The sequence below is a fragment of the Pseudomonas sp. UBA6562 genome (assembly GCF_002434265.1).
Lineage (GTDB): Bacteria > Pseudomonadota > Gammaproteobacteria > Pseudomonadales > Pseudomonadaceae > Aquipseudomonas.
Map to the genome: position 1 here is coordinate 207,471 of NZ_DJJS01000008.1, position 23,068 is coordinate 230,538.

Below are 23,068 nucleotides of genomic sequence, written 5' to 3' on the forward strand. Positions count from 1 at the left end.
TCATGGGTGCTATCCCTCTCGAGCACGGCCTGGCGGTCGCCGGCGTGCTGTTCTGTCTAGGACTGGTCGGCCTCATGGTCCGGCGCAACATTCTCTTCGTGCTCATGAGCCTGGAAGTCATGATGAACGCGTCTGCCCTGGCGTTCATCGTCGCCGGGGCCCGTTGGGTACAGCCCGACGGCCAGATCATGTTCATCCTGGTGATCAGCCTGGCAGCGGCCGAGGCCAGCATCGGCCTGGCCATCCTGCTGCAGCTGTATCGCCGCTTCCACACCCTCGACATCGATGCTGCCAGTGAGATGCGCGGATGAACCTTCTCTTCCTGACTTTCGTCTTTCCCCTGATCGGCTTCCTGCTGCTGTCGTTCTCCCGCGGGCGGTTCTCCGAGAACCTGTCGGCGCTGATCGGCGTCGGCTCGGTCGGTCTCTCGGCGGCCGTGGCCGCTTACGTGATCTGGCAGTTCAACGTCGCCCCGCCCGAAGGCGGCGCGTACAGCCAACTGCTGTGGCAGTGGATGTCGGTGGACGGCTTCGCGCCGAACTTCACCCTGTACCTGGATGGCCTATCGGTCACCATGCTGGGGGTGGTCACCGGCGTTGGCTTCCTGATCCACCTGTTCGCGTCCTGGTACATGCGTGGCGACACCGGCTACTCGCGGTTCTTCTCCTACACCAACCTGTTCATCGCCAGCATGCTGTTCCTGATCCTGGGCGACAACCTGCTGTTCATCTACTTCGGTTGGGAAGGCGTGGGCCTCTGCTCGTATCTGTTGATCGGTTTCTATTACAGCAACCGCAACAACGGTAACGCCGCGCTCAAAGCGTTCATCGTCACCCGCATCGGCGACGTGTTCATGGCCATCGGCCTGTTCATTCTGTTCGCCCAGCTGGGCACCTTGGACGTGCAGGAACTGCTGGTGCTGGCACCGCAGAAATTCCAGGCCGGCGACACCTGGATGGTGCTTGCCACACTGATGCTGCTGGGCGGTGCGGTCGGCAAGTCCGCGCAGTTGCCGCTGCAGACCTGGTTGGCCGACGCCATGGCCGGTCCGACGCCTGTCTCGGCACTGATCCACGCCGCGACCATGGTCACGGCCGGCGTCTACCTGATCGCCCGTACCAACGGCCTGTTCCTGCTGGCCCCGGACATCCTCCACCTGGTAGGCGTGGTCGGCGGCGTGACCTTGGTGCTGGCCGGCTTCGCCGCGTTGGTGCAGACCGACATCAAGCGTATCCTCGCCTACTCGACCATGAGCCAGATCGGCTACATGTTCCTGGCCCTGGGCGTCGGCGCCTGGCAGGCGGCGATCTTCCACCTGATGACCCACGCCTTCTTCAAAGCCTTGCTGTTCCTCGCCTCGGGTTCGGTGATCAACGCCTGCCACCACGAACAGAACATCTTCAAGATGGGCGGCCTGTGGAAGAAGCTGCCGCTGGCCTACGCCAGCTTCCTGGTCGGCGGCGCGGCCCTGGCGGCTTTGCCCATCATTACCGTGGGCTTCTATTCCAAGGACGAAATCCTCTGGGAAGCCTTCGCCAGCGGCAACGCCAACCTGCTGTATGCAGGTCTGGTGGGCGCCTTCATGACCTCGCTGTACACCTTCCGCCTGATCTTCATCGCCTTCCACGGCGAAGCCAAGACCGAAGCCCATGCCGGCCATGGCCTGGCCCACGGCCTGCCGCTGTGCGTGCTGATCGTGCTGTCGACCTTCATCGGTGCCTGGATCCATCCGCCGCTGGCCGGTGTGCTGCCGCAAAGCGCCGGTCACGAAGGTGGCGAAGCCCAGCACAGCCTGGAAATCGCCTCCGGTGCCATCGCGATTGCCGGCATCTTGCTGGCAGCCATGCTTTTCCTCGGCAAGCGCCGCTTGGTCACCGCCGTGGCCAACAGCGGCATCGGGCGATTCCTCTCGGCCTGGTGGTATGCCGCCTGGGGCTTCGATTGGCTGTACGACAAGCTGTTCGTCAAACCGTACCTGTGGATCAGCCACGTCCTGCGCAAGGACCCGGTCGACCGCACCATCGGTCTGGTCCCGCGCCTGGCGCGTGGCGGACACGTGGCCATGAGCAAGACCGAGACCGGCCAGCTGCGCTGGTACACCGCCTCCATCGCCGTGGGCGCCGTCTTAGTGCTTGGCGCTATCCTGGTGGCGGCGGTATGACCCTGAATCTTGCGAACCTTGCGACTCTGCGAAAGGAAACGAACCCGTCATGATTCTGCCTTGGCTGATCCTGATCCCCTTCATCGGCGGCCTCCTGTGCTGGCTGGCTGAGCGCTTCGGCGCCACCCTGCCGCGCTGGATCGCGCTGTTGACCATGTCCCTGCTGCTCGGCATCGGCCTGTGGCTGTGGGCCCACGGCGACTACACGCTCGCCCCCGCTCCTGGCGCGGAGCCGGCCTGGGCCATGGAATTCAAAGTCCAGTGGATCCAGCGCTTCGGCATCAGCGTGCACCTGGCGCTCGATGGCCTGTCGCTGCTGATGATCCTGCTGACCGGCCTGCTCGGCCTGCTGTCGGTGCTGTGTTCTTGGAAAGAGATCCAGGCCCACGTCGGCTTCTTCCACCTCAACCTGATGTGGATCCTGGGCGGCGTGGTCGGGGTGTTCCTGGCCCTGGACCTGTTCCTGTTCTTCTTCTTCTGGGAAATGATGCTGGTGCCGATGTACTTCCTCATCGCGCTCTGGGGTCACAGCTCGGCGGACGGCAAGAAGACCCGTATCTACGCGGCGACCAAGTTCTTCATCTTCACCCAGGCCAGCGGCCTGATCATGCTGGTGGCGATCCTGGGCCTGGTGCTGTTCAACTACAACACCACGGGCGTGCTGACCTTCAACTACAGCGACCTGCTCAAGGCCGAGCTGCCGTCTGGCGTCGAATACCTGCTGATGCTGGGCTTCTTTATCGCCTTCGCCGTGAAGCTGCCGGTGGTGCCGTTCCACTCCTGGCTGCCCGACGCCCACGCCCAGGCGCCGACCGCAGGTTCCGTGGACCTGGCCGGCATCCTGCTCAAGACCGCGGCCTACGGCCTGCTGCGCTTCGCCCTGCCGCTGTTCCCCAACGCTTCGGCCGAGTTCGCGCCGATCGCCATGACCCTCGGCCTGATCGGCATCTTCTACGGGGCCTTCCTGGCCTTCGCGCAGACCGACATCAAGCGCCTGATCGCCTTCTCCAGCGTCTCGCACATGGGCTTCGTGCTGATCGGCATCTACTCGGGCAGCCAGCAGGCGCTGCAAGGCGCGGTGATCCAGATGCTCGCCCACGGCCTGTCGGCGGCGGCGCTGTTCATCCTGTCCGGCCAGCTGTACGAGCGCCTGCACACCCGCGACATGCGCCAGATGGGCGGCCTATGGCACCGCATCGCCTACCTGCCGGCCATCAGCCTGTTCTTCGCCGCGGCCTCCCTTGGCCTGCCGGGCACGGGCAACTTCGTCGGCGAGTTCCTGATCCTGATCGGCAGCTTTGCCCACGTGCCCTGGATCACCGTGATCGCTACCACGGGCCTGGTGTTCGGTTCGGTGTACTCGCTGATCATGATCCACCGCGCCTACTTCGGGCCGTCCAAGGGCGACACCGTGCTGGCCGGCATGGATGGCCGCGAGCTGACCATGGTGCTGGGCCTGGCGGTCCTGCTGATCGTGCTTGGCGTGTATCCGCAGCCGTTCCTCGACACTTCTGCCGCCACCATGAGCGGTGTGCAGCAGTGGCTCGGTTCCGCTTTCACTCAACTCGCTTCGGCCCGGTAAGAGCGTTATGGAATTCACCACTCAACACTTCATCGCACTGGCGCCGATGCTGATCACCACCATCACCACCGTCGTGGTGATGCTGGCGATCGCCTGGAAGCGCAACCATTCACAAACCTTCCTGTTGTCCACCATTGGTCTGAACCTGGCGTTGCTGTCGATCATTCCGGCCATGAAGGTCGCGCCCCTGGCGGTGACCGGCCTGATCACCATCGACCACTTCGCCTGCCTGTACATGGCCTTGATGCTGGTGGCGACCCTGGCATGCGTGACGCTTGCGCATGCCTACCTGGGCGAAGGCGCAACCGGCTACCCCGGCAACCGCGAAGAGCTGTACCTGCTGCTGCTGATGTCGGCCCTGGGCGGCCTGGTGCTGGTCAGCGCCAACCACCTGGCCGGGCTGTTCATCGGCCTGGAGCTGCTGTCGGTGCCGGTCTACGGTCTGGTGGCCTACGCCTTCTTCAACAAGCGTTCGCTGGAAGCGGGCATCAAGTACATGGTGCTGTCGGCGGCAGGCTCGGCGTTCCTGCTGTTCGGCATGGCGCTGCTGTATGCCGATGCCGGCAGCCTGAGCTTCGACGGGATTGGCAAGGCCCTGGCAAGCACCGGCATGCCGAGCCTGCTCGCGCAACTGGGCCTGGGCATGATGCTGGTAGGGCTGGCCTTCAAGCTGTCGCTGGTGCCCTTCCACCTCTGGACCCCGGACGTCTACGAAGGCGCTCCCGCGCCGGTGGCGGCCTTCCTGGCGACGGCCAGTAAAGTGGCGGTGTTCGCCGTGGTGGTACGGCTGTTCATGCTGTCGCCAGCTGCCAGCAGCGGCGTGTTGAGCACCGTGCTGGCCGTGATCGCGGTCGCTTCGATCCTGGTCGGCAACCTGCTGGCCCTGACCCAGAGCAACCTCAAGCGCCTGCTCGGTTACTCGTCGATCGCCCACTTCGGCTATCTGCTGATCGCCCTGGTGGCGAGCAAGGGCCTGGCCGTGGAAGCGATGGGCGTGTACCTGGTCACCTATGTGATCACCAGCCTGGGTGCGTTCGGCGTGATCACGCTGATGTCCTCGCCCTACGCCGGCCGCGATGCCGACGCGCTGTACGAGTACCGCGGCCTGTTCTGGCGCCGGCCGTACCTGACTGCCGTGCTGACCGTGATGATGCTGTCGCTGGCCGGCATTCCCCTCACCGCGGGCTTCATCGGCAAGTTCTACATCATCGCCACCGGCGTGCAGTCGCAACTGTGGTGGTTGACCGGCGCCCTGGTGGTCGGTAGCGCCATCGGCGTGTACTACTACCTGCGGGTAATGGTGACCCTGTACTTGGCCGAACCCAACCTGCGTCGCCACGATGCGCCGCTCAAGTGGGAACAGCGCACCGGTGGCGTGATGCTGCTGGCCATCGCCATTCTGGCCTTCGTACTGGGCGTCTACCCGCAGCCGCTGCTGGACCTCGTCCAGCAGGCCGGGCTGCCGTTGCTGGGCTGAGTATCTGACGCACTACGCAAAACACCCCGCCTCGGCGGGGTTTTTTTTGCCTTCAACGCCCGCTGACAGCGCCATCCGCGTCTTTTACCAAAGCCGCCTGACGCAGAGCGCGGTCGGCCTTGGGCAGACTGACATCGGGATTGGGCATCCCGCTAGGAGACAGTTCGTGGGTCATTTCGAATTCGGCGCGCACCGACCAACCACAGGCCTCTGCCGAGCATTGCAGATAGGCGATACGCAAGAAGATATGTTTCCCCTCACTGGTGCGAATCCTCATGCGGCTGCGGCAGTGCGGGCAAACCAGACGATACCCGCTCACAAATGGCTCCACCGGTGATAGACCGATGCCGTTGCATGTAAGCTATTTCTGCAAGTTGTGTCAGTATTCCTAGATAGTGCGAGTTCGTTGTGTGGGTCTTTGATGCTCATAGCTGCGGTTCTCGGCTCAATCGTAAGAGATGTATTTGTAACGAGTAGTTTACGCCCAGGAAAAGCCGTTAACTAGTCATGGATATTCAAAATGAGTAATACCTCAGTAAGCCTCCTGCTCGCTCGACTGAAATCGCTGACCCAATCAGACAGCGATGCCCAGCTCTCGAAAGCGCTACAGATCAGCCCGCAGACCCTGAGCAGCTGGAAAGTCCGCGACAGCATTCCATACGCATTTTGCGTAGAAATCGCTCGTGCTCATGACTGTTCTCTGGACTGGCTGTTATTGGGCGAGGGAGCGCCGCAACGCGCCACGGGTGGCCCCGACGAATGGGAAAGCGCGTTGCTGGCACGGCTGCGTACCCTCACTCAACCCGACCGCCAGGCGATTCTGGTCCAGGTTCAAGACAAGCAACGCTTGCAACAACTGGAACTGCAGGTGCAGTCGCTGCATGCGCAGTTGAGCGATCTGCGAGCCTGATCCACATACCGCCTCACCCCGGCGTCGCCGCGCCGTGGACCTCGGCCACTTCCCTGCTTCAGCCCCGACGCCGAATCCGTTGCAACAGCTCGTGCAGATCCAGACCATCAAGCCACACCATGATCTTCAAGCTGATCGGAATCACCGCCACTGCCGCCGAAAACGCGGCCATGCCACTGGACAGCATCGGCGCCAAGCCTTGAATCAGCGGCTCGAACAAGCACCCCACTCCTGTACTGAGCACCATCAGGACCAGGCTTTTGCGCACCGAGCGCCGCGAGCCCGCACCGAGCATCAGCCAGACCTTCATGCGCCCTCTGGCCAGACTGACCAGCAATGCGCCCAGCGTAGCGCCGAACACCACGCGTGGATCGACGTCCAGAAAGGCCATGGCCTGTTCACACGCCTGGACCAGCGATTCGTCAGCCATGGCTCACCTCCGCACCGTGCCGGCGTGCATGGGGTACAGCGCACAATGCGCGCTGCGTCGCTCGCTCCAGGCACTGCCGATAGCAGCGCGACAATGCCTGGCCCGAGGCATGCCCGGCAAGGTCTTCCAGGTGCTTGAAACCGCGGGCGCGCAGTGCCCGACGCCATTCGGCGAACTCCTGGGCCGCCGTGATGGCCGCGCTGCATGCGGCAAGATGCAGTTGCGCTTCGCTGACCGACGCGTGCAACGACAGCCGCGTGCGTAAGGTGGCGAGATCGATCCGTGGCCAGAACGGATCGTGGCAGTCGGCGAAGCGCTTGACGCCACCGGACGACGGATGGGACTGGCCTGCTTCAGCGCTCATCCTTCACCTCCTCGCAAGCGTCCAGCAGCTTGTAGCGGATGGCCTTGATCACAGCCGCCACCCGCGTCTCCACCTCGAATTTGCGCAGGATGTTGCCGACATGGAAATTGACCGTCGATTCCTTGCAGCCCAGGATCTGGCCAATTTCCCAGGAGGTTTTGCCGTAGGCGCACCAAAGCAGGACTTGCTGTTCGCGTGGCGTCAAACGGATGGTCGGTTCAGGCTGCCGGTTTACCTGGAGGGTAGATGCAGTGTGCATGGTCGAGCTCCGCAAGCATAAGGCCACCCCATAGCGGGACAGCGAGGCACCCACCTTACGAAGCCGACGGGCCTGGGCTCCATCACCTGCGCTTGTAGAACCCACACTCACAAGCACGGCTTCACCGACACTGCGCGATCGCCGAAAAAAGCCGTGCTTCGACGGTGCTTTCGCGCGTCTCAACGCCACTGCCCGCTTGCCATCGCCAGGAGTTGCATGATGCGCCCCGCCCTACCCCTCTTTCTACTTGCCCTGCTTCCCGGTGCGGCCAGTGCCGGCGATATCGCGCCCCTGGAGCTGGACCAAGTGCTGATCGACGATGCCAGCACCGAGCAGGAACGCGCCGCTGCGCGCCTACAGGCTCAGCCCGGCGCCAGCAACCTGGTCGATATGGAGCACACGGAACAGGGCCGCGTTTCCACCAACCAGGACGTATTTGCCTACCAGCCAGGGGTGTTCGCGCAATCGGCCGGCAACGAGGGCATCAAGCTGTCGATTCGCGGCTCTGGCATCAACCGCGCGCCGGGCGCGCATGGTTCGGGTGTGTACGCGATGTTCGACGGCCTGCCGCTGACCGGCCCCGGCGGCACGCCTTACGAACTGCTCGAGCCGCTGTGGCTGAACCGCGTGGAAGTGCTGCGCGGCGCCAACGGCCTGCAACGCGGTGCGCTGGCGCTGGGGGGCGCGGTGAACTACATCACCCACACCGGCTACGATGCCGCGCCTTTGCAGGTGCGCTACGAGGTCGGCAGCCGCGGCTACAGCCATCGCCAGATCAGCTCGGGGCAGGTGCTGGGCAATCTCGACTACTATGTGGCGTTGACCGACATGCACTATGACGGCTACCAGACCCACAGCGAGGGCCGCGCCAAAGGGGTAGCCGCCAACCTCGGCTATCGTTTCGACGCCAACCTGGAAACGCGCTTCTATCTGCGCTACCGCGAGACCGACAACCAGCTGGCCGGGCGCCTGACTCAAGCACAGATCAAGCACGACCCACGCGGCGCCAACCCGGTCTACCTGCGCCGCGACGCCAGCCGCCCACAACCGGGAAGCACCTGGCTGGCGAACAAGACCACCTACACCTTCGACGACGATTCGAGCCTAGTGGCCGGGTTGGTCTACCACGATTTCCCGATGGACCTGCGGGAAGGCCCCAACCGCCTGAAGGTCGCCTACAGCGATGTCAGCGGCACCCTGGACTACCACCGCCGCGACACCCTGGCCGGTCACCAGAGCAACACCACCCTCGGCTGGCGCACCAGCAAGCACCTACCCAACACCGGCGCTTCGGAGTTCGTGCGCGTGCCGGAAGCGTCCAACGGCTTGCGCCCGATAGGCACGCGCACGCGCGACTTCAGCTACCAGGGCTCGGACACCGTCCTGCACCTGAGCAACGACCTGGAGCTGCGCCCCGACCTGTGGCTGACCACGGGCCTGGCCGTGATCTACACCCGACGTGAAAGCGACGTCAGTTACCCGGTTGCAGGCGGCAAGGTCAGCCAGCATGACTGGGACTACGCCCCACGGATCGGCCTGCGCTACGACATCGACCCCGCCTTGCAAGTGTTCGGCAACCTCAGCCGCTCGGTCGAGCCGCCGCATCCATGGTCGCTGATCTGGAGCTCGCCGCCAGTGGCCGGTGGGCAGATCCAGCCCATCGAAATGCGTAACCAGACGGCCACTACCTTCGAGCTGGGCGCGCGTGGCGACGCGGCCATCGGCCGCTGGGACCTGGCCTGGTACTACGCCCAAGTGCGCCACGAACTGCTCGCGGTGGAGCTGGTGCCCAACATCAGCACAGCCGAGTTCAACGCCAGCCCCACCGTGCACCAAGGCGTGGAAGCCGGGCTGGACAGCATGCTCTGGCAGCGCGCCGACGGTGGCCGCCTGGGCCTGCGCCAGGCCTACACCTACAGCGACTTCCATTATCGCAACGACGCGCGTTTTGGCAGCAATCGCCTGCCAGGGCTGCCGGTGCACTACTACCAAGGCGAGTTGCGCTACGACTGGCCGAGCGGCTTCTACGCAGCCGCCAATACGCAGCTGGCCTCCAAGGTCCAAGTGGACTACGCCAACAGCCGGCATGCCGAGGCCTATGCACTGTTCGGCGCACGCCTGGGCTGGAACTCGCCCAAGCAGGACTGGCAGACCTGGCTCGACTTGCGCAATCTGGGCGGCGAACGTTATTCGGCGACGGTGACGCCAGGTTTCGACGACAACGGCCAGGACGTGGCACGCTCGACACCGGGTGAGGGTCGAGCGGCATATGTGGGGGTGTCTTACAGTTTCAGATGAGCGCGGGGACGGCCCGGCGGTCTTGGGCCGGGCCGCTTGCAAAGGGGCTCAGTCGGGCAGGTTCACTTTGGGCTTGGTGGACGAGAAGATCGCCCAACTGGAAATGAACAGCGCAGCGATCAACGGCCCGATCACGAAACCGTTGAGGCCGAACACCGCCATGCCGCCCAGGGTCGACACCAGAATCAGGTAGTCGGGCATGCGCGTGTCCTTGCCTACCAGAATGGGGCGCAATATGTTGTCGACCAGGCCGATCACCAGCACACAGAAGGCTGTCAGTATGATGGCCTGCCAGTACATGCCCGTGGCCAGGAAATACAAGGCCACCGGCCCCCAGACGATGCCTGCGCCTACGGCAGGCAACAGCGACAGGAAGGCCATGAGCACGGCCCAGACCAGCGCGCTGGGGATGTCGAGCAGCCAGAAGATGATGCCGCCCAAAGCACCCTGGGTGATGGCCACGACCAGGTTGCCTTTGACGGTGGCGCGCACCACGCGGTTGAACTTCAGTTGCAGACGACGCTTCTGGTCTTCGGGCAGCGGCACGGCCTGACGAATCTTGCGCGCGGTGTCCGGCCCTTCGCGCAGGAAGAAGAACAGCACGTAGAGCATGATGCCGAAGCTGACGATGAAGTCGAAGGTGCCTTGGCCGAAGCTGAAGGCCTGGGTCGCAAAGTACTGGCTGCCCTGGCTGGCGAACTGGGTGATCTTCTGGCGCAGGCCGTCGAGGTTGCCCACGCCGAGCCGGTCCAGACCGTTCTGGGCGAACGTGGGCAGCATGTGCTTGCCCTGCTCCACGTAACCGGCGATGTCCAGGTTGCCGCTCTGGATGCGCTGGTACAGCGAGGCCCCTTCCTGCACCAGCAGGCCGCTGATGACGATCACCGGCAGGATGGCGATGGTCAGGCACACCGCCAACGTCGCCCCGGCCGCCAGGTTGCGACGCTTGTTGAAGCGCATGAGCATCTTGCGCTGCATCGGGGCGAAGATGACCGCCAGCACCACGGCCCAGAACATCGCGCCGTAGTAGGGCAGCAAGATCCAAATGAAGGCGATGGTGACTCCGGCCAGCAGCACGGTCAGCGCCTTGTTCTGCAACAGGGTTTCGTTCATGAAGATTCCTCGAGAATTCACCCCATTAGTGCATGGCGTTCGGGCAAAAGTGCCGTTGATGCAGATCAATACTCTGGCACCTTGCCAGCTTTAGCATTCGCGCCTTTCGCCAGGTGCGCCATGACCCTCCCCAACAAGCCCGAATTGCTGGCACCGGCCGGTAGCTTGCAGACCTTGCGCTATGCCTTCGCCTACGGCGCAGACGCGGTGTACGCCGGCCAACCGCGCTACAGCCTGCGGGTGCGCAACAACGATTTCGACCACCAGACCCTGGCCCAGGGCATCGCCGAGGCCCACGCGCTGGGCAAACGGCTATACGTGGTGGTGAACATCGCGCCGCACAACGCCAAGCTCAAGACCTTCCTCAAGGACCTGGCGCCGGTGATCGCCATGGGGCCGGACGCGCTGATCATGTCCGATCCCGGCCTGATCATGCTGGTGCGCGAGCACTATCCGCAGATGCCGGTGCACTTGTCGGTGCAGGCCAATACGGTGAACTGGGCCAGCGTACGGTTCTGGCAGAGCCTGGGGCTGACGCGGGTGATCCTGTCGCGCGAGCTGTCGCTGGAGGAGATCGAAGAGATTCGCCAGCAGGTGCCGGAGATGGAACTGGAAGTGTTCGTGCATGGCGCCTTGTGCATGGCCTATTCGGGACGCTGCCTGCTGTCTGGCTACCTCAACCGACGCGACGCCAACCAGGGCAGCTGCACCAATGCCTGCCGCTGGAAGTACCAGGCCAACGTGGCTACCGAGAACGTCACCGGCGAGATCGTCCGTCAGGTCGAGCCCACCCTGGGCTTGGGCGCCCCCACCGAGCAGGTGTTCCTGCTGCAGGAAAGCAACCGCCCCGACGAGGCCATGCCCGCCTTCGAGGACGAGCACGGCACCTACATCATGAATGCCAAGGACCTGCGCGCCGTGCACCACGTGGCTCGCTTGGCCGCGATGGGCGTGCACTCGCTGAAGATCGAAGGCCGCACCAAGTCGCACTTCTACTGCGCCCGTACCGTGCAGGCCTACCGCCAGGCCATCGACGACGCGGCCGCCGGCAGGCCGTTCGACCGCAGCCTGATGGACAACCTCGAATCGCTCGCCCAGCGCGGTTACACCGAAGGGTTTCTACGCCGCCATGTGCATGACGAATACCAGAACTACCAGCGCGGCAATTCAGTGTCCGAACGCCAGCAATTCGTCGGCGAGCTGACCGGCCTGCGGGTCGAAGGGCTGGCCGAGGTCAAGGTAAAGAACCGCTTCGCCTTGGGCGATCACCTGGAGCTGATGACGCCTGGCGGCAACTACCACTTCGACCTGCACCGCCTACGCGACAAGCAACAACGCGCTATCGAAGTCGCGCCCGGGGATGGCCATGTGGTGTATCTGCCGATTCCGGAGCAGGTGCCGCTGGCGTTCGGCCTGTTGCTGCGCGACTTGCGGACCTGACGATTCGGTCATCTGGCGCTCAGCTGGCTGACAGCCCGGCGCAGTGACAATGCCTGAGCTGGGCCCTATGCTCGCCACCGGCTCGATGAACCCTGTGACCTGCGCCGGGAGGCGCCTTGACCATGCTGCGTAAACACCTGCTGACCCTTGCCCTGCTCGCCATTGCCGGAATCGCTCAGGCGGCGCAGACGATCGATGTCTACCGCGACCCCAACTGCGGCTGTTGCAAACAGTGGATCGGCCATCTGCGCGAAAACGGCTTCATCGTCAACGACCACGTGGAGCCGCAGATGAGCGCGGTCAAGCAACGCCTGGGCGTAGCGCCGCGCCTGGCTTCATGCCACACGGCGGTGATCGACGGCAAATTCGTCGAGGGCCACGTGCCGGCCGAGCAGATTCACGCGTTGCTGGCCCGCGAAGACCTCAAGGGCATCGCCGTACCCGGCATGCCGTTGGGCTCGCCGGGCATGGAGATGGGCGAGCGCAAAGACGCCTACCAGGTGATCGGCCTGACCCACGACGGCAAGGACGTGACGGTCGCCGAATACTGATGCTGGCTTGGGCCGCGCTGTTCTTCAGCGCCCTCGGCGCCGCCACGCTGCTGCCGCTGCAGTCCGAGGCCGTACTGGCAAGCCTGTTGCTGCGCGAGCCGCAGGCTTGGCTGGGCCTGCTGCTGGTGGCCACGCTCGGCAACGTGCTGGGGTCGCTGGTGAACTGGTGGCTGGGGCGGATTATTGAGCGGCTGCGCCATCGCCGCTGGTTCCCGTTCAACGCAGGCCAGCTCGAACGCGCACAGCGGCGCTATCGACGCTGGGGCGCCTGGTCGCTGCTGTTGAGCTGGGTGCCAGTAATCGGCGATCCGCTGACCTTGATCGCCGGCATCCTGCGCGAACCGCTCTGGCGCTTCGTGTTGCTGGTGACGCTGGCCAAGGGCGGCCGTTATCTGGTGGTCGTTCTGCTGACCTTGGGGGTGTTCAAGGCAGGTTGACGGCGCAGGGGAAGCGTTGCAATTGCATCTCGCGCAGCCGGCTCAGCGTGCGCTGGTAGGGAAAGGCCAGGTAGCCCTCGGTGTAGAGCTGGTCCAACGGCACGGCGGCCTCCAGATACAGCGCCACGCGGCGGTCGTAGCACTCGTCCACCAGGGCGATGAAGCGGCGTACGCTGTCGTCCTTGGGCGCCAGGGCGGGCAGATGGCGGTCGCCTGCCGCGACCCTCTCGGCGCCGTCCTCGGTGCCGCGGGCAATGCGCCCGCTCCGCTGAGTGCCGCTCAGGCAGGGCACACCTTCGAGCAGGAGCGCCGCGAACTGGTCGCACACGGCCATGAACTCGGTCGCGGCCAGGGGTTGCGCGCATAAGGCGTCGAAGTGACACCAGAGCACGCTGCCGCTGCGCCGGAGCACTTCGATGTGCCGGGTGCCGATGCTCAACGGAGCGCTGCTGACGCCTTGGCCTGCACTCAAGCGCTCGAACACAGGCTGCAAGGCCCCGTCTTCGCCAGGCTCAGCGACCCAGTAACGCTGGCAATGGAGACCAGGATGCAGGCGGTGGTCCTGCCCACCCGCCACCGCTACGACCTGCATGTGCCGCCGCATGGCGAGGATGGCGGGCACGAAACGCTGGCGATTGAAGCCGTCGCTGTACAGCTGTTCGGGCGGCTGGTTCGACGTGGCGACGATCACCACGCCCTGCTCGAGCAACGCCTGGAACAGCCGACCCAGCAACATGGCATCGCCGATATCGCTGACGAACAGTTCGTCGAAGCACAGGACGCGGATGTCGCGAGCCAAGGCCTCGGCCAGCGCGCCTAGCGGGTCGGCGGTGCCGCTGAGCTGAAACAGTCGCCGGTGGACCCAGGCCATGAAATGGTGGAAATGCTGGCGCCGCGCGGGTACGCGCAAGGTGCGATGGAACAGGTCCATCAACCAGGTCTTGCCGCGGCCCACCGGGCCCCACAGGTATACGCCTTGGGCTCGATGGCCCAGGTGCAGCGCTTCGAAGCAGGCTTGCAGCGATTCGATGGCGCTCGCCTGGGCAGCGTCCGGCACGATCTCGCCCCGCGCCAGCGCGTTGCAGTACTGCGTGAGCAGGCTTTCTTGGGACATGCCAGCGCCTTGGGTAAAAGCGCCTAGTGTAACCACGCTTACACGCCAGCTGCGGACGTACAAACGACAGACGCAAGAAAACCCACCATCAGCAGTTGCTGTGGCGAGCGATAAGACTTTGGAAGAAATGGCAGGGGCGGCTGGATTCGAACCAACGCATGGCAGGATCAAAACCTGCTGCCTTACCGCTTGGCGACGCCCCTGTATCGATTCGACGATGCTGCGCTGTCGGATTGATGCTCCTACTGAATGACAACCCTTGTTGTCGAGGAATGCGTGGCACTTTAACAGCGACCTTCCGATCTGGGAAGCCTCAATCGTAAAAATATTTCAGAAAAACAGCGAGTTACCGGATCTACAAACACATTGCCTCCAGCATAGTACCGCTCGTCGGTTTTTTCGCCCGCTTCGCTTAACAACGGCGGGTTTGTCCATTCCAAGACTGTGAACGACTTCAGTGCTCATCAGGAGGATGCCATGCCCGTTTCACACGATCTGTACCAGGATCTGCAATACCCGCGCGAAATCGTCCAGCAGCGCCGCCAGCAAGACGCCAAGTTGGACCGCCTGCTGGATGAATACATGGACATCGACAATCAAGTGCTGGCTGCCGAGTCCATCTCGGCCGGCAACTTCGTCGACGAAGATCTGCGCCACCTCAAAGAGCGCCGCCTCGCCGTCAAGTACATGATCGAGAGCCAATTGGAACGCAAAGACCTTCATGCGCGCGGTTGACCCAGCACGCTAGATACAGGCGTCTCCTGAACGCGTTGGCCCGGCCGCTTGGCCGTCGCGGTAGGCCACCGGTATCATGCCGGCCCTACCGCGATCTGGCTTCCGGCTCATGCATACCCTCGACGATCTCTACGCTGGCCGCCTGCACGGCACCACTCGCCTCGACCTCAGCGCTCAGTTGCGCGAGTTCCCGCCTGAAATCTTCGATCTGGCCGATAGCCTTGAAGTGTTGAACCTCACCGGCAATCAGCTGAGCTGCCTGCCCTACGACCTGCATCGCCTCAAGCGGCTGAAAGTGCTGTTCTGCTCGCATAACCTTTTCACCGAATTGCCCCGCGGGCTGGACACATGCACTCAGCTGCACACGGTGGGCTTCAGGAACAACCGTATCGCCCGTATCGACGCGCAAGCCCTGCCCCCTGGACTGCGCGCCTTGATCCTGACCGACAACGCACTGACCACATTGCCCGACGCCTTGGGCGATTGCCGTCACTTGCAGAAGCTGATGCTCACCGGCAATCGTCTGCAGGCGTTGCCCGAAAGCCTTGAGCGGTGCCAAGGTCTGGAGCTGCTGCGCATCGCCAACAATCGCTTGACCGCCCTACCCGGCTGGCTGCTGCGTATGCCCCGCCTGGCCTGGCTGGCCTATGCCGGCAATCCGCTGCCGATACGCCTGCAGACTGTAACCGCGCCTCGGGACTATCCGCAGATCCCGTGGTCGGCGCTGACCCTGCAAGCGGAGTTGGGACGGGGCGCGTCCGGCGTCGTCCACCAAGCGAGCTGGGGAGACCGACCCGCCCCCGTGGCGGTCAAGGTCTATAAAGGCGCGATCACCAGCGATGGCTCGCCCCAGGCGGAGATGAGCGCATGCCTGGCCGCCGCCGACCATCCGAATCTGGTAGAGGTGCTCGGCCGCGTCGACGACCACCCCGAGCAGGTGCCGGCCTTGGTCATGCGCCGTATAGACAGCCACTGGCACAACCTGGCCGGCCCTCCGAGCCTGGACAGTTGCACCCGCGACCGATACGACACGGCGCTGCGCCTGGGCTTGCCGGCGCTGCTACGGCTGCTCGCAGGCGTGGCCTCGGCGGCTGCCCACCTGCACGCCCAAGGCCTGCTGCACGGCGACCTGTATGCCCACAATATTCTGTTTGCGCCGGACGGCCAGTGCCTGCTCACCGATTTCGGCGCGGCCTCGCTCTACCCTGCAAGCGAAACATCGGGCCAGGCGCTGGAAGCGTTGGAAGTGCGCGCGTTCGGGATTCTCATGCACGAGTTGCTGAGCCTCGATCAGCAAGCGGACGCCGACTTGCACGCCTTGGCCGAGGGTTGCATGCAGGCTGCGGGCAAACAGCGCCCACGCTTTGCGCAATTGGCCGATGCGTTGAGCCGACGCGCGGCCAGCGCCGCACACTGACCTCTGCCAACGAGCGCCCTATGGACATCGAACAGGCTCGAACCTTTCTGGAAATCATCCGCTGCGGCAGCCTGGTGGCTGCCGCCGAACGTCTGTTCGTGTCGCAAACGGCGATCACGGCGCGGGTGCAACGCCTGGAGCGGCATCTGGGCTGCACGCTGTTCCGACGCAGCCGCAACGGCGTCAGCCTGACGCCCGATGGCGAGGCCTTCGTGCCGTACGCCAACCAACTGCTGCAAACCTGGGAAGCGGCGCGGCGCGACCTGCCTTTGCCGCAAGGCCGCCGGCAGCTATTGCAGGTGGGTGCCGAAATCAGCCTGGGCAACCCGTTGCTGCTGGAGTGGGTAGGCGCCTTGCACGACGAACTGCCCGAACACGCCATCCGCAGCGAAGTCGGCGACGACGAAGCGCTGCTGCGCAAGGTGGAGGTAGGTCTGCTCGACGCCGTGCTGGTGTACCGACCCCATTACGGGCCTGGGTTGCAGGTCGAGCAGGTGCTGGAAGAAAAACTGGTACGGGTACGCCGCGTCGACCGCCACGAGCCCTATCTGTACATCGACTGGGGCGAAACCTTCCGCCGCCAGCACGACGCCGCACTACCCGACTGCGCCCGCGCCGCGCTGTCGTTCAACCTGGGCCCGCTGGCCCTGCAGTTCATTCTGCAACGCGGCGGCAGCGGCTATTTCCGCACCCGCGTGGTGCAGAGCTACCTCGACAGTGGCGTGCTGGAGCGTGTGCCGCAAGCACCCGAGTTCACCTACCCCACCTTCCTGGTCTATCCGCGCAGAGAAGACGCAGCCTTGCAGCAAGCGCTGGCGGTGTTGCGCCGTCTGCTGAGCGATGCCAACAGCGACTGGTCACAGCGCTGGGACCCGTTGATCTGAGCGCACCGGGCTGTGGCTGAGCCAGTGCCGCGCGAGGCCGGCGATCAGGTCGGTCTGGGTGATCACGCCCACCAGAGTCTGCCCCTCCAGCACCGGCAGGCAGTGCAAACCTTGCTCGCAAAGTAGCAGGAGCACCTGGTGCAGAGGCTCGTCGCTGCCGACGCTGACCACACGGCGGCTCATGATCTGCGCCAGACGCACAGGCTGCCGGGCCAAGGGCGCACGCCAATTGAAACGCGCGCGCGCCATGGCGGGTGCCACCAAGTCGCTGAGGCTGACGATGCCGACCAGCTGGCCGGCGTCGAGCACCGGCAGCGTCTTGAGGCGATGCGCGGACAGCAGTTTCCAGGCTTGTTCGAGCGTGGTGTCAGGGCTGGCGAATTGCACGTCCCGCGCCATCACCGAGCCTGCGCGGATGCCGCCAAGGCTGCGCCGTAGCGCCTGCCGTTCGGTCGCCTGGATGATGCGTTCGAGCTCGTCGCGGGTCACGTCGACGTACTCGCCCAGCGCCTCCAGAGCCTGGTCAAGGTCGTCGGCAGTCACTCCGATCCGCTCGCTGGGCAGCGGGTCGCGGGTGCGGTGCAAGTCTTTGCGCGGCGTCGCGGCCTTGGGATAGCGCACGCCGGTCAAGGCGTTGTAGGCCACGCCCACGGCCAGCAGCACCAAAACATTGAGCAGCACAGGTTCGAGCAGGTGGTCTCCAAGCGCGACCAGGCCGGGGTCGGCCAATACCGCCGTGACCGCCACCGCCGCACCCGGCGGATGCAGACAGCGCAAGAGGCACATCAGCACCAGCGAGCCACCGAGCGCGACGGCGGCCACCCACAGTTCGCTGCCCAGCCCATGGCGCAGCAACAGGCCCAGCAGGCACGCCGAGGCATAGCTGCCAAGCACCGGCCAAGGCTGTGCCAAGGGGCCGGAATGCACGGCGAAGACCAGCACCGCCGAAGCGGCCAGCGGGCCGAGCAGGTGCAAGGCGATTTGCGTGCCGAACGCCAGGCTGCACAGATGACCGGCGATGAGAAGCGCCAGCGCGGTGCCGAGCGCGGCGCGCAGCCATTGCCGAGGCGGAATATGTAATGAAGGAGGTGTGAGACGGTGCAGAACACGGAGCACTTTGGTCATGGGCGTGGAAATCTGGAGATCCGGGCAGTTTAAGGGCTTGGGCAGGCGAGCTGCGCGTGGCCGGGCAGTCGCGTTGAGAGGCGGCGACATCGTTCGAGTGGCGGTCAGTCTGACCGATCGAGCCAAAAGCGGCCAATTCAAACGGTTGCAGGTTCGGTGCAATATTTTTGCATCCGGCCATGATCGGCAAATGGATCGACGGCGTGCTAGTGCTCCCTGCGCGGCAGCTCGATCTCGACCCGCAGCCCGCCCAGGGGGCTCTGCAGCAGGGCGATGCGCCCGCTCCAGGCCTCGACGATGTCGCGCACGATCCCCAGGCCCAGGCCATGACCGGCCACCTGCTCGTCCAGGCGCGAGCCGCGCTCGAGCACTTGCTGACGGGCCGTCTCCGGAATACCCGGCCCGTCGTCGTCTACCCACAGCCGATAGCCTGCCGCGTTTTCGACAATCTCCAGGCGCACTTCGCTGTCAGCCCATTTACAGGCGTTGTCGAGCAGATTGCCCAACAGCTCCAGCATGTCTTCGCGGTCCCATGGCAACAGCAGCCCAGGAGTCAGGTCGCAGTGCAACTGCAAGCCATCGCCATGCACCATGCCCAGGGTCGCCAATAGCCCTGACAGCTCGGCGTCGCAGTCGAAGTGCACACCGGGCAACGCATCGCCGGCCAGCCGTGCGCGATTGAGTTCGCGGGTCAGACGCTGGTGGATCTGCTCCAACTGCGCCTGCATCTGCGCACTGACTTCGGGCGCATCGCGCAGCCGCTCGCTGCTGGCCAGGCTGACCAACACCGCCAGCGGCGTTTTCAGCGCATGCCCCAGATTGCCGAGGGCATTGCGCGAACGCCGCAGGCTGTCCTCGGTATGCGCCAGCAGGTGGTTGATCTGCGCCACCAAGGACTCCAGCTCCACCGGCACCTGGCTGTCCAACTGCGAGCGCTGGCCCTGCTGCAATTGGGCGATCTGCCGACGCGCACGCTCCAACGGCCGCAGCGAGCGGGTCACGGTGATGCGTTGCAGGACCAGAATCAGGATCAGAGCGACCAGGCCCAGGCCGAGACCAATCTGCTGCATGTGCCGAAAGCCTTGACGGACCGGCGTGTAGTCTTGAGCCACGCTGATGGAAATATCCAGCCCGAGGCGCCGGTAGTCGGCGCGGTAGATCAGCAACTGCTGACCTTCAGGCCCCAGCTCCTGCTTGTCTTCCAGGCCCACCTGGCTGGGTTGGAGCATGTCCAGATCCCACAGCGAGCGGGAGCGCCAGCTGCCTTCGGGAAAGTCGATGCGGAAGTAGTAGCCTGAAAAAGGCCGGTGGTAGGCGGCGGAAATGCGTCGTTCGTCCAGTTGCAGGCCGGTCGACCCCCGCACCAGCGCGGCCAGCAGGTTTTCGCTTTCCTTGCGCAGGCCCGCCTCCAGGTAACGTTGCAGGCCTGCTTCGAACAGCCACAGGGTCGACTGCGCCAACACCAGGCCGACCGTGACCAGCACCGCGATCAGCCCCAGGCTCAGGCGCCCTTGGATCGACTTCAATCGCCGCTCCCGGCATACAGATAACCCTGGCCGCGGCGGGTCTCGATGACGCTGCGGCCCAACTTGCGCCGCAGATGGTTCACATGCACTTCGAGGACGTTGGAGTCGCGCTCGGTTTCACCGTCATACAAGTGTTCGGCCAGATGGCTTTTCGAAAGGATCTGCCTGGGATGCAGCATGAAGTAACGCAACAGGCGAAACTCCGCAGCGGTCAGGGCGATGTCGACGCCGTCGCGGCTGACGCACTGCCGGCGCTCGTCCAGTTGCAGGCCTGCCGCCTCCAGGCTCGGCTGGTTGGCCAGGCCACGGGCACGGCGCAGCAGCGACTGGATGCGCAGTTGCAATTCTTCGGGATGGAACGGTTTGCTCAGATAATCGTCGGCGCCGGCCTTCAGGCCTTCGATACGCTCGGCCCAGGAGCCGCGGGCGGTCAGGACCAACACCGGCGTGACCAGGCTGGCGGCACGCCATTGCGCCAACACCTCAAGCCCCGGCAAGCCAGGCAAACCGAGGTCGAGGATGATCAGATCGTAGGGCTCGCTCTGCCCTTGGTAGACCGCGTCGCGGCCATCGGCCAGCCAATCGACGGCATAGCCTTGGCGCTGCAACGCGGCGGTCAGTTCATCGGCCAGGGGAACGTTGTCTTCGACCAGCAACAGACGCATTCAGTCGTCTTCCTCATCTTTGAGCAGCGCACCTGTCGCGGCGTCGAACTTGATTTCACGCACGACCCCCTGCGGGGTCAGGATTTCCACTTCGTATTCGTAACGGCCGTGTTCCTGCTCGAGTTCGGCTTCCAGCAAGCGCGCCCCGGGGTAACGCCCCAGGGCGGCTTCGAGCAATCGCTCGAGGGGCACGATGATGCCCCGGTGCCGCAGTTCGAGCGCTTCGTCCTGATCGAGGTCCCGGCCGACCGCCAGCGAACTGACGGCCAGCAGGCACAGGGCCAGGTAGCGGACGGGCCGGGCCAGGGCTAGCATCAGCGGTCCTGTTCGTCCTTCAGGACTTCGCCGGTCTTGGCGTCGAGGGCTACGTCCCACTCGACGTTGTTGCTGTCACGCAGTTCGACCTTGTAGATGTAGCGGCCGTACTCGTCTTCCAGCTCGCTGTCGGTCACGGTCGAGCCGGGGTGCTTGGCGACGGCGGCGGCCTTGAGCTCGTCGAGGGACTTGATGGTCTTGTTGCCGACCAGCTTGACCACTTCGTCGGGCTGGATGTCCTTGGCGAAGGCAGCGGCGCTGGCGAAGGTCAGGGTGGCGGCGGTGAACAGGGCAGTCAAAGTTTTCATGGTGTACTCCATCGGGGTCTAGAAGTTGTCTACGCAATCAAGACTACTGCCGGGGGCTTAATTCAACCTGAAAAGCGCGGGCGCTATCTTAACCCAGCGCCAACCCCCGAGCTAAAGGCTCTGACCCTCTCGCTGCAAGAACAGCTCGCTTTTTGTGCGCTGCGCCCTGTGCGCCCATCCAGCTTGGATGCAAAGCCAGGTGCCCTTCCCCTCGCGGCATAGTAGCGTCCCGCATTCAATGAATGGCCGCGTCTGCCGCACGAACAAGGGCAGACACGGGAGATATCGACCTGGGAGGTCAGATGGACGTTGTACATGCTGTTACGCCAGGAGCACTGGACGAGGCATTGATCGCCTTCGCCCGCTTCAAGATCGGCGAGATCCGCCTGTTCGATCTGGAGCGTGCGATGAGTTTCGAGGTGGGGCAGGCGCTGGCCGAAAGCGGCTGGGTCAGGTTCTCGATCGCCAAAATGGCTTCGGGCCGTTACCGCATCAGCGACGAGGGCGAGAATGCCCTCACCGAAGCAGGCCGCCAGCGGCTCGAGAAGCTGCGCAGCTGATACCGCCTTGCTGGCGCCGGTCCATGCGCTGCATTGGCTGGCGCCCAGCTTTCGATCTATGGCGAGGAAGGCTCGACCGCGCTCGTCGCAGACTGCGCAGGCCCGAGGGGCAAAACAGGGTAAGATGCACACATATTCGCTTGCCTGGCATCCTGGCACATCCTGCGTAAGATCGACGCATCGTCATGCCAGTGCAAGTGATCGGCATCGCCGCCCTTGGCAACGCGGCGGCGCCTCAGTCTTTCTTTCGCAGCTATACAGGTCCACCCGTGGAAATCTTCAAAGAATTCACTTTCGAATCGGCTCACCGCCTACCCAATGTTCCTGCCGGCCACAAATGCGGCCGCCTGCACGGTCATTCGTTCAAGGTTGCCCTGCACCTGACCGGCCCGCTCGACCCGCATACCGGCTGGATTCGCGACTTCAGCGAGATCAAGGCTGTGTTCAAGCCGATCTATGAACAGCTCGACCACAACTACCTCAACGACATCCCCGGCCTGGAAAACCCTACCAGCGAAGTGATCGCGCAGTGGATCTGGAACCAGGTCAAGCCGTTGCTGCCGGAATTGTCCAAGGTGCGGATTCATGAAACCTGCACCAGCGGGTGCGAATACACGGGCGACTGACACGACTTCAGAATAAGTCCCGGCAGCGTTGACGGCCGGCCGGGAAGGCTGCATCAAGGCTTGGCTACGCCCATTTTGACAACTTCCAGCGCTAGCCAGCCTTCCTCACCCTCGTTCTCGTTTAGATAGGGAAAATCATTCTCTCTCAGGCGTTTTATTTTCTTATTGTGCACGCTGGAGAATACGAGTCCGGCCCACCTACCGCCTTCGGCCAGCCCTTGCGTAGGCAGCCCTTCACAGCGCCAAAGCATGGTGCCATTTGCCAAGGCATCGTGGCCGGGCTCATCTGGAGTGGGGTAAACGCCTAGGTAGCCGTTTGTGCTGATGTCCAGACGATGGTTGGCGAAGGTCCATTGGCGGTGCTTGATCGTGCCAGCCGCGCGAATCTCATAATCGTGCTCACCTTCGGTGTCATAACATCCAAACCAGAACGGGTGCACGAACTTACGCCCTGTGTAATACCTTTTGGGTTCAGGAGCGGTCACGTTGTCCTGGTCCGCGTGCAACCAGCCATTAAGTCCCGAAGGGGACGGTTGACGCACGGTCACGCCAATAGGTTGGAATCGGGTCTGATCGAACGTTTCTACCGGAGTATTTTGATTGCTCCAATACAAACGGGCTAGAAAACTTTTCTCGGGACTGAACGTATAAAGGCTCATGTCTGTTCTCCTTCATGTGGAATGGGCAAAGGCAAAACTAGACAGATGCGCGCGGCCACATCAGCAGGAAACGCGCCGGGTGTCTGCGTAGGCCTTAGCCACTCAACAGAAG

The 23,068-nt window shown here is 63.9% G+C and carries 26 protein-coding genes and 1 tRNA gene; 14 read left to right on the plus strand and 13 right to left on the minus strand.

Going from position 1 to position 23,068, the window contains the following annotated elements:
• Window positions 1-2: 2 nt before the first annotated feature.
• From nuoK to nuoN, 4 genes are read left to right on the plus strand one after another with little or no spacing between them, the layout of a single operon-like run.
• Entirely contained in the window at window positions 3-311 is a 309-nt protein-coding gene (gene nuoK, locus B4M43_RS16670; RefSeq protein WP_296268580.1) for an NADH-quinone oxidoreductase subunit NuoK, read from the plus strand.
• Entirely contained in the window at window positions 308-2,161 is a 1,854-nt protein-coding gene (gene nuoL / locus B4M43_RS16675; RefSeq protein WP_296268581.1) for an NADH-quinone oxidoreductase subunit L, read from the plus strand. The genes nuoK and nuoL overlap by 4 nt, the downstream gene beginning before the upstream one ends.
• Window positions 2,162-2,210: 49 nt before the next feature.
• Complete coding sequence (gene nuoM, locus B4M43_RS16680) at window positions 2,211-3,743, plus strand: NADH-quinone oxidoreductase subunit M (protein WP_296268582.1); 1,533 nt, start codon at window positions 2,211-2,213, stop codon at window positions 3,741-3,743.
• A 7-nt stretch (window positions 3,744-3,750) separates the two neighbouring features.
• Complete coding sequence (gene nuoN / locus B4M43_RS16685; RefSeq protein ID WP_296268583.1) at window positions 3,751-5,220, plus strand: NADH-quinone oxidoreductase subunit NuoN; 1,470 nt, start codon at window positions 3,751-3,753, stop codon at window positions 5,218-5,220.
• Between the two features lie 52 nt (window positions 5,221-5,272).
• Here nuoN and B4M43_RS16690 read toward each other — a convergent pair whose 3' ends face one another.
• Window positions 5,273-5,539 carry an ogr/Delta-like zinc finger family protein gene (locus tag B4M43_RS16690; protein WP_296268584.1) on the minus strand — a complete coding sequence of 89 codons (267 nt, stop codon included), beginning with the start codon at window positions 5,537-5,539 and terminating at the stop codon, window positions 5,273-5,275.
• Window positions 5,540-5,740: 201 nt separating this feature from the next.
• Here B4M43_RS16690 and B4M43_RS16695 point away from each other — a divergent pair, with 201 nt between their 5' ends.
• Window positions 5,741-6,130, plus strand: a complete 390-nt coding sequence (locus tag B4M43_RS16695) for a helix-turn-helix domain-containing protein (RefSeq protein ID WP_296268585.1) — start codon at window positions 5,741-5,743, stop codon at window positions 6,128-6,130.
• A 58-nt stretch (window positions 6,131-6,188) separates the two neighbouring features.
• Here the strand turns inward: B4M43_RS16695 and B4M43_RS16700 are convergent, their stop codons facing one another.
• The 3 genes from B4M43_RS16700 to B4M43_RS16710 are packed head-to-tail and all read right to left on the minus strand — an operon-like array spanning window position 6,189 to window position 7,183.
• Window positions 6,189-6,560 carry a hypothetical protein gene (locus tag B4M43_RS16700; RefSeq protein ID WP_296268586.1) on the minus strand — a complete coding sequence of 124 codons (372 nt, stop codon included), beginning with the start codon at window positions 6,558-6,560 and terminating at the stop codon, window positions 6,189-6,191.
• Window positions 6,553-6,924, minus strand: coding sequence for a head completion/stabilization protein (locus B4M43_RS16705; protein ID WP_296268587.1), 372 nt, complete (start codon window positions 6,922-6,924; stop codon window positions 6,553-6,555). Before B4M43_RS16705 ends, B4M43_RS16700 begins: the two co-directional genes overlap by 8 nt.
• Window positions 6,914-7,183 carry a response regulator transcription factor gene (locus tag B4M43_RS16710; RefSeq protein ID WP_296268588.1) on the minus strand — a complete coding sequence of 90 codons (270 nt, stop codon included), beginning with the start codon at window positions 7,181-7,183 and terminating at the stop codon, window positions 6,914-6,916. Before B4M43_RS16710 ends, B4M43_RS16705 begins: the two co-directional genes overlap by 11 nt.
• 219 nt (window positions 7,184-7,402) lie before the next feature.
• Between B4M43_RS16710 and B4M43_RS16715 the strand changes: the two genes are divergently transcribed.
• Window positions 7,403-9,481 carry a TonB-dependent receptor family protein gene (locus tag B4M43_RS16715; RefSeq protein WP_296269019.1) on the plus strand — a complete coding sequence of 693 codons (2,079 nt, stop codon included), beginning with the start codon at window positions 7,403-7,405 and terminating at the stop codon, window positions 9,479-9,481.
• A 48-nt stretch (window positions 9,482-9,529) separates the two neighbouring features.
• Here B4M43_RS16715 and B4M43_RS16720 read toward each other — a convergent pair whose 3' ends face one another.
• Window positions 9,530-10,594 (minus strand): AI-2E family transporter, encoded by a 1,065-nt coding sequence (locus tag B4M43_RS16720; RefSeq protein WP_296268589.1) that lies wholly within the window; start codon window positions 10,592-10,594, stop codon window positions 9,530-9,532.
• A 120-nt stretch (window positions 10,595-10,714) separates the two neighbouring features.
• Between B4M43_RS16720 and yegQ the strand changes: the two genes are divergently transcribed.
• The 3 genes from yegQ (at window position 10,715) to B4M43_RS16735 (ending at window position 13,022) form a co-directional block, all read left to right on the plus strand.
• Window positions 10,715-12,034: a tRNA 5-hydroxyuridine modification protein YegQ gene (gene yegQ, locus B4M43_RS16725; protein WP_296268590.1), complete on the plus strand. Its 1,320-nt coding sequence runs from the start codon at window positions 10,715-10,717 to the stop codon at window positions 12,032-12,034.
• A 122-nt stretch (window positions 12,035-12,156) separates the two neighbouring features.
• On the plus strand, window positions 12,157-12,585 hold the full coding sequence (locus tag B4M43_RS16730; RefSeq protein ID WP_296268591.1) for a DUF411 domain-containing protein: 429 nt from the start codon (window positions 12,157-12,159) through the stop codon (window positions 12,583-12,585).
• Window positions 12,585-13,022: a YqaA family protein gene (locus B4M43_RS16735; RefSeq protein ID WP_296268592.1), complete on the plus strand. Its 438-nt coding sequence runs from the start codon at window positions 12,585-12,587 to the stop codon at window positions 13,020-13,022. The genes B4M43_RS16730 and B4M43_RS16735 overlap by 1 nt, the downstream gene beginning before the upstream one ends.
• Here B4M43_RS16735 and zapE read toward each other — a convergent pair.
• On the minus strand, window positions 13,009-14,136 hold the full coding sequence (gene zapE / locus B4M43_RS16740) for a cell division protein ZapE (protein ID WP_296268593.1): 1,128 nt from the start codon (window positions 14,134-14,136) through the stop codon (window positions 13,009-13,011). The genes B4M43_RS16735 and zapE overlap by 14 nt on opposite strands.
• 128 nt (window positions 14,137-14,264) lie before the next feature.
• Window positions 14,265-14,339: transfer RNA gene (locus tag B4M43_RS16745), tRNA-Gln, on the minus strand.
• Between the two features lie 274 nt (window positions 14,340-14,613).
• On the opposite strand from B4M43_RS16745, the gene B4M43_RS16750 reads away from it, so the two are divergent.
• The 3 genes from B4M43_RS16750 to B4M43_RS16760 all read left to right on the plus strand — a co-directional run bounded on the left by B4M43_RS16750 (window position 14,614) and on the right by B4M43_RS16760 (window position 17,172).
• Window positions 14,614-14,871, plus strand: a complete 258-nt coding sequence (locus B4M43_RS16750) for a hypothetical protein (RefSeq protein ID WP_296268594.1) — start codon at window positions 14,614-14,616, stop codon at window positions 14,869-14,871.
• Between the two features lie 109 nt (window positions 14,872-14,980).
• Window positions 14,981-16,288: a leucine-rich repeat-containing protein kinase family protein gene (locus B4M43_RS16755; protein ID WP_296268595.1), complete on the plus strand. Its 1,308-nt coding sequence runs from the start codon at window positions 14,981-14,983 to the stop codon at window positions 16,286-16,288.
• Between the two features lie 20 nt (window positions 16,289-16,308).
• Window positions 16,309-17,172 carry a LysR family transcriptional regulator gene (locus tag B4M43_RS16760; protein ID WP_296268596.1) on the plus strand — a complete coding sequence of 288 codons (864 nt, stop codon included), beginning with the start codon at window positions 16,309-16,311 and terminating at the stop codon, window positions 17,170-17,172.
• On the opposite strand, the gene B4M43_RS16765 is transcribed toward B4M43_RS16760, so the two are convergent.
• The 5 genes from B4M43_RS16765 to B4M43_RS16785 all read right to left on the minus strand — a co-directional run bounded on the left by B4M43_RS16765 (window position 17,146) and on the right by B4M43_RS16785 (window position 21,111).
• Window positions 17,146-18,297: an HPP family protein gene (locus B4M43_RS16765; RefSeq protein ID WP_296268597.1), complete on the minus strand. Its 1,152-nt coding sequence runs from the start codon at window positions 18,295-18,297 to the stop codon at window positions 17,146-17,148. The two genes, B4M43_RS16760 and B4M43_RS16765, sit on opposite strands and share 27 nt — an antisense overlap.
• Before the next feature lie 206 nt (window positions 18,298-18,503).
• On the minus strand, window positions 18,504-19,823 hold the full coding sequence (locus B4M43_RS16770; RefSeq protein ID WP_296268598.1) for a sensor histidine kinase: 1,320 nt from the start codon (window positions 19,821-19,823) through the stop codon (window positions 18,504-18,506).
• Window positions 19,820-20,488 (minus strand): response regulator transcription factor, encoded by a 669-nt coding sequence (locus B4M43_RS16775; protein WP_296268599.1) that lies wholly within the window; start codon window positions 20,486-20,488, stop codon window positions 19,820-19,822. The genes B4M43_RS16770 and B4M43_RS16775 overlap by 4 nt, the downstream gene beginning before the upstream one ends.
• The gene (locus B4M43_RS16780) at window positions 20,489-20,803 is read right to left on the minus strand and encodes a PepSY domain-containing protein (RefSeq protein WP_296268600.1); all 315 of its coding nucleotides are present in this window, start codon (window positions 20,801-20,803) and stop codon (window positions 20,489-20,491) included.
• Window positions 20,803-21,111, minus strand: coding sequence for a PepSY domain-containing protein (locus B4M43_RS16785; protein ID WP_296268601.1), 309 nt, complete (start codon window positions 21,109-21,111; stop codon window positions 20,803-20,805). The genes B4M43_RS16780 and B4M43_RS16785 overlap by 1 nt, the downstream gene beginning before the upstream one ends.
• Before the next feature lie 347 nt (window positions 21,112-21,458).
• Here B4M43_RS16785 and B4M43_RS16790 point away from each other — a divergent pair, with 347 nt between their 5' ends.
• Both B4M43_RS16790 and queD read left to right on the plus strand, forming a co-directional pair.
• On the plus strand, window positions 21,459-21,671 hold the full coding sequence (locus tag B4M43_RS16790; RefSeq protein WP_296268602.1) for a hypothetical protein: 213 nt from the start codon (window positions 21,459-21,461) through the stop codon (window positions 21,669-21,671).
• Between the two features lie 269 nt (window positions 21,672-21,940).
• Window positions 21,941-22,297 carry a 6-carboxytetrahydropterin synthase QueD gene (gene queD, locus B4M43_RS16795; protein ID WP_296268603.1) on the plus strand — a complete coding sequence of 119 codons (357 nt, stop codon included), beginning with the start codon at window positions 21,941-21,943 and terminating at the stop codon, window positions 22,295-22,297.
• Window positions 22,298-22,350: 53 nt separating this feature from the next.
• On the opposite strand, the gene B4M43_RS16800 is transcribed toward queD, so the two are convergent.
• A complete protein-coding gene (locus tag B4M43_RS16800; RefSeq protein WP_296268604.1) occupies window positions 22,351-22,956 on the minus strand; it encodes a hypothetical protein in 606 nt (201 codons plus the stop codon).
• Window positions 22,957-23,068 lie beyond the last annotated feature (112 nt).

Coding starts and splice junctions, on each gene's coding strand:
- nuoK (WP_296268580.1), top strand. CDS start 3: ATGGGTGCTATCCCTCTCGAGCACGGCCTGGCGGTCGCCGGCGTGCTG.
- nuoL (WP_296268581.1), top strand. CDS start 308: ATGAACCTTCTCTTCCTGACTTTCGTCTTTCCCCTGATCGGCTTCCTG.
- nuoM (WP_296268582.1), top strand. CDS start 2,211: ATGATTCTGCCTTGGCTGATCCTGATCCCCTTCATCGGCGGCCTCCTG.
- nuoN (WP_296268583.1), top strand. CDS start 3,751: ATGGAATTCACCACTCAACACTTCATCGCACTGGCGCCGATGCTGATC.
- B4M43_RS16695 (WP_296268585.1), top strand. CDS start 5,741: ATGAGTAATACCTCAGTAAGCCTCCTGCTCGCTCGACTGAAATCGCTG.
- B4M43_RS16700 (WP_296268586.1), bottom strand. CDS start 6,560: ATGGCTGACGAATCGCTGGTCCAGGCGTGTGAACAGGCCATGGCCTTT.
- B4M43_RS16705 (WP_296268587.1), bottom strand. CDS start 6,924: ATGAGCGCTGAAGCAGGCCAGTCCCATCCGTCGTCCGGTGGCGTCAAG.
- B4M43_RS16710 (WP_296268588.1), bottom strand. CDS start 7,183: ATGCACACTGCATCTACCCTCCAGGTAAACCGGCAGCCTGAACCGACC.
- B4M43_RS16715 (WP_296269019.1), top strand. CDS start 7,403: ATGCGCCCCGCCCTACCCCTCTTTCTACTTGCCCTGCTTCCCGGTGCG.
- B4M43_RS16720 (WP_296268589.1), bottom strand. CDS start 10,594: ATGAACGAAACCCTGTTGCAGAACAAGGCGCTGACCGTGCTGCTGGCC.
- yegQ (WP_296268590.1), top strand. CDS start 10,715: ATGACCCTCCCCAACAAGCCCGAATTGCTGGCACCGGCCGGTAGCTTG.
- B4M43_RS16730 (WP_296268591.1), top strand. CDS start 12,157: ATGCTGCGTAAACACCTGCTGACCCTTGCCCTGCTCGCCATTGCCGGA.
- B4M43_RS16735 (WP_296268592.1), top strand. CDS start 12,585: ATGCTGGCTTGGGCCGCGCTGTTCTTCAGCGCCCTCGGCGCCGCCACG.
- zapE (WP_296268593.1), bottom strand. CDS start 14,136: ATGTCCCAAGAAAGCCTGCTCACGCAGTACTGCAACGCGCTGGCGCGG.
- B4M43_RS16750 (WP_296268594.1), top strand. CDS start 14,614: ATGCCCGTTTCACACGATCTGTACCAGGATCTGCAATACCCGCGCGAA.
- B4M43_RS16755 (WP_296268595.1), top strand. CDS start 14,981: ATGCATACCCTCGACGATCTCTACGCTGGCCGCCTGCACGGCACCACT.
- B4M43_RS16760 (WP_296268596.1), top strand. CDS start 16,309: ATGGACATCGAACAGGCTCGAACCTTTCTGGAAATCATCCGCTGCGGC.
- B4M43_RS16765 (WP_296268597.1), bottom strand. CDS start 18,297: ATGACCAAAGTGCTCCGTGTTCTGCACCGTCTCACACCTCCTTCATTA.
- B4M43_RS16775 (WP_296268599.1), bottom strand. CDS start 20,488: ATGCGTCTGTTGCTGGTCGAAGACAACGTTCCCCTGGCCGATGAACTG.
- B4M43_RS16780 (WP_296268600.1), bottom strand. CDS start 20,803: ATGCTAGCCCTGGCCCGGCCCGTCCGCTACCTGGCCCTGTGCCTGCTG.
- B4M43_RS16785 (WP_296268601.1), bottom strand. CDS start 21,111: ATGAAAACTTTGACTGCCCTGTTCACCGCCGCCACCCTGACCTTCGCC.
- B4M43_RS16800 (WP_296268604.1), bottom strand. CDS start 22,956: ATGAGCCTTTATACGTTCAGTCCCGAGAAAAGTTTTCTAGCCCGTTTG.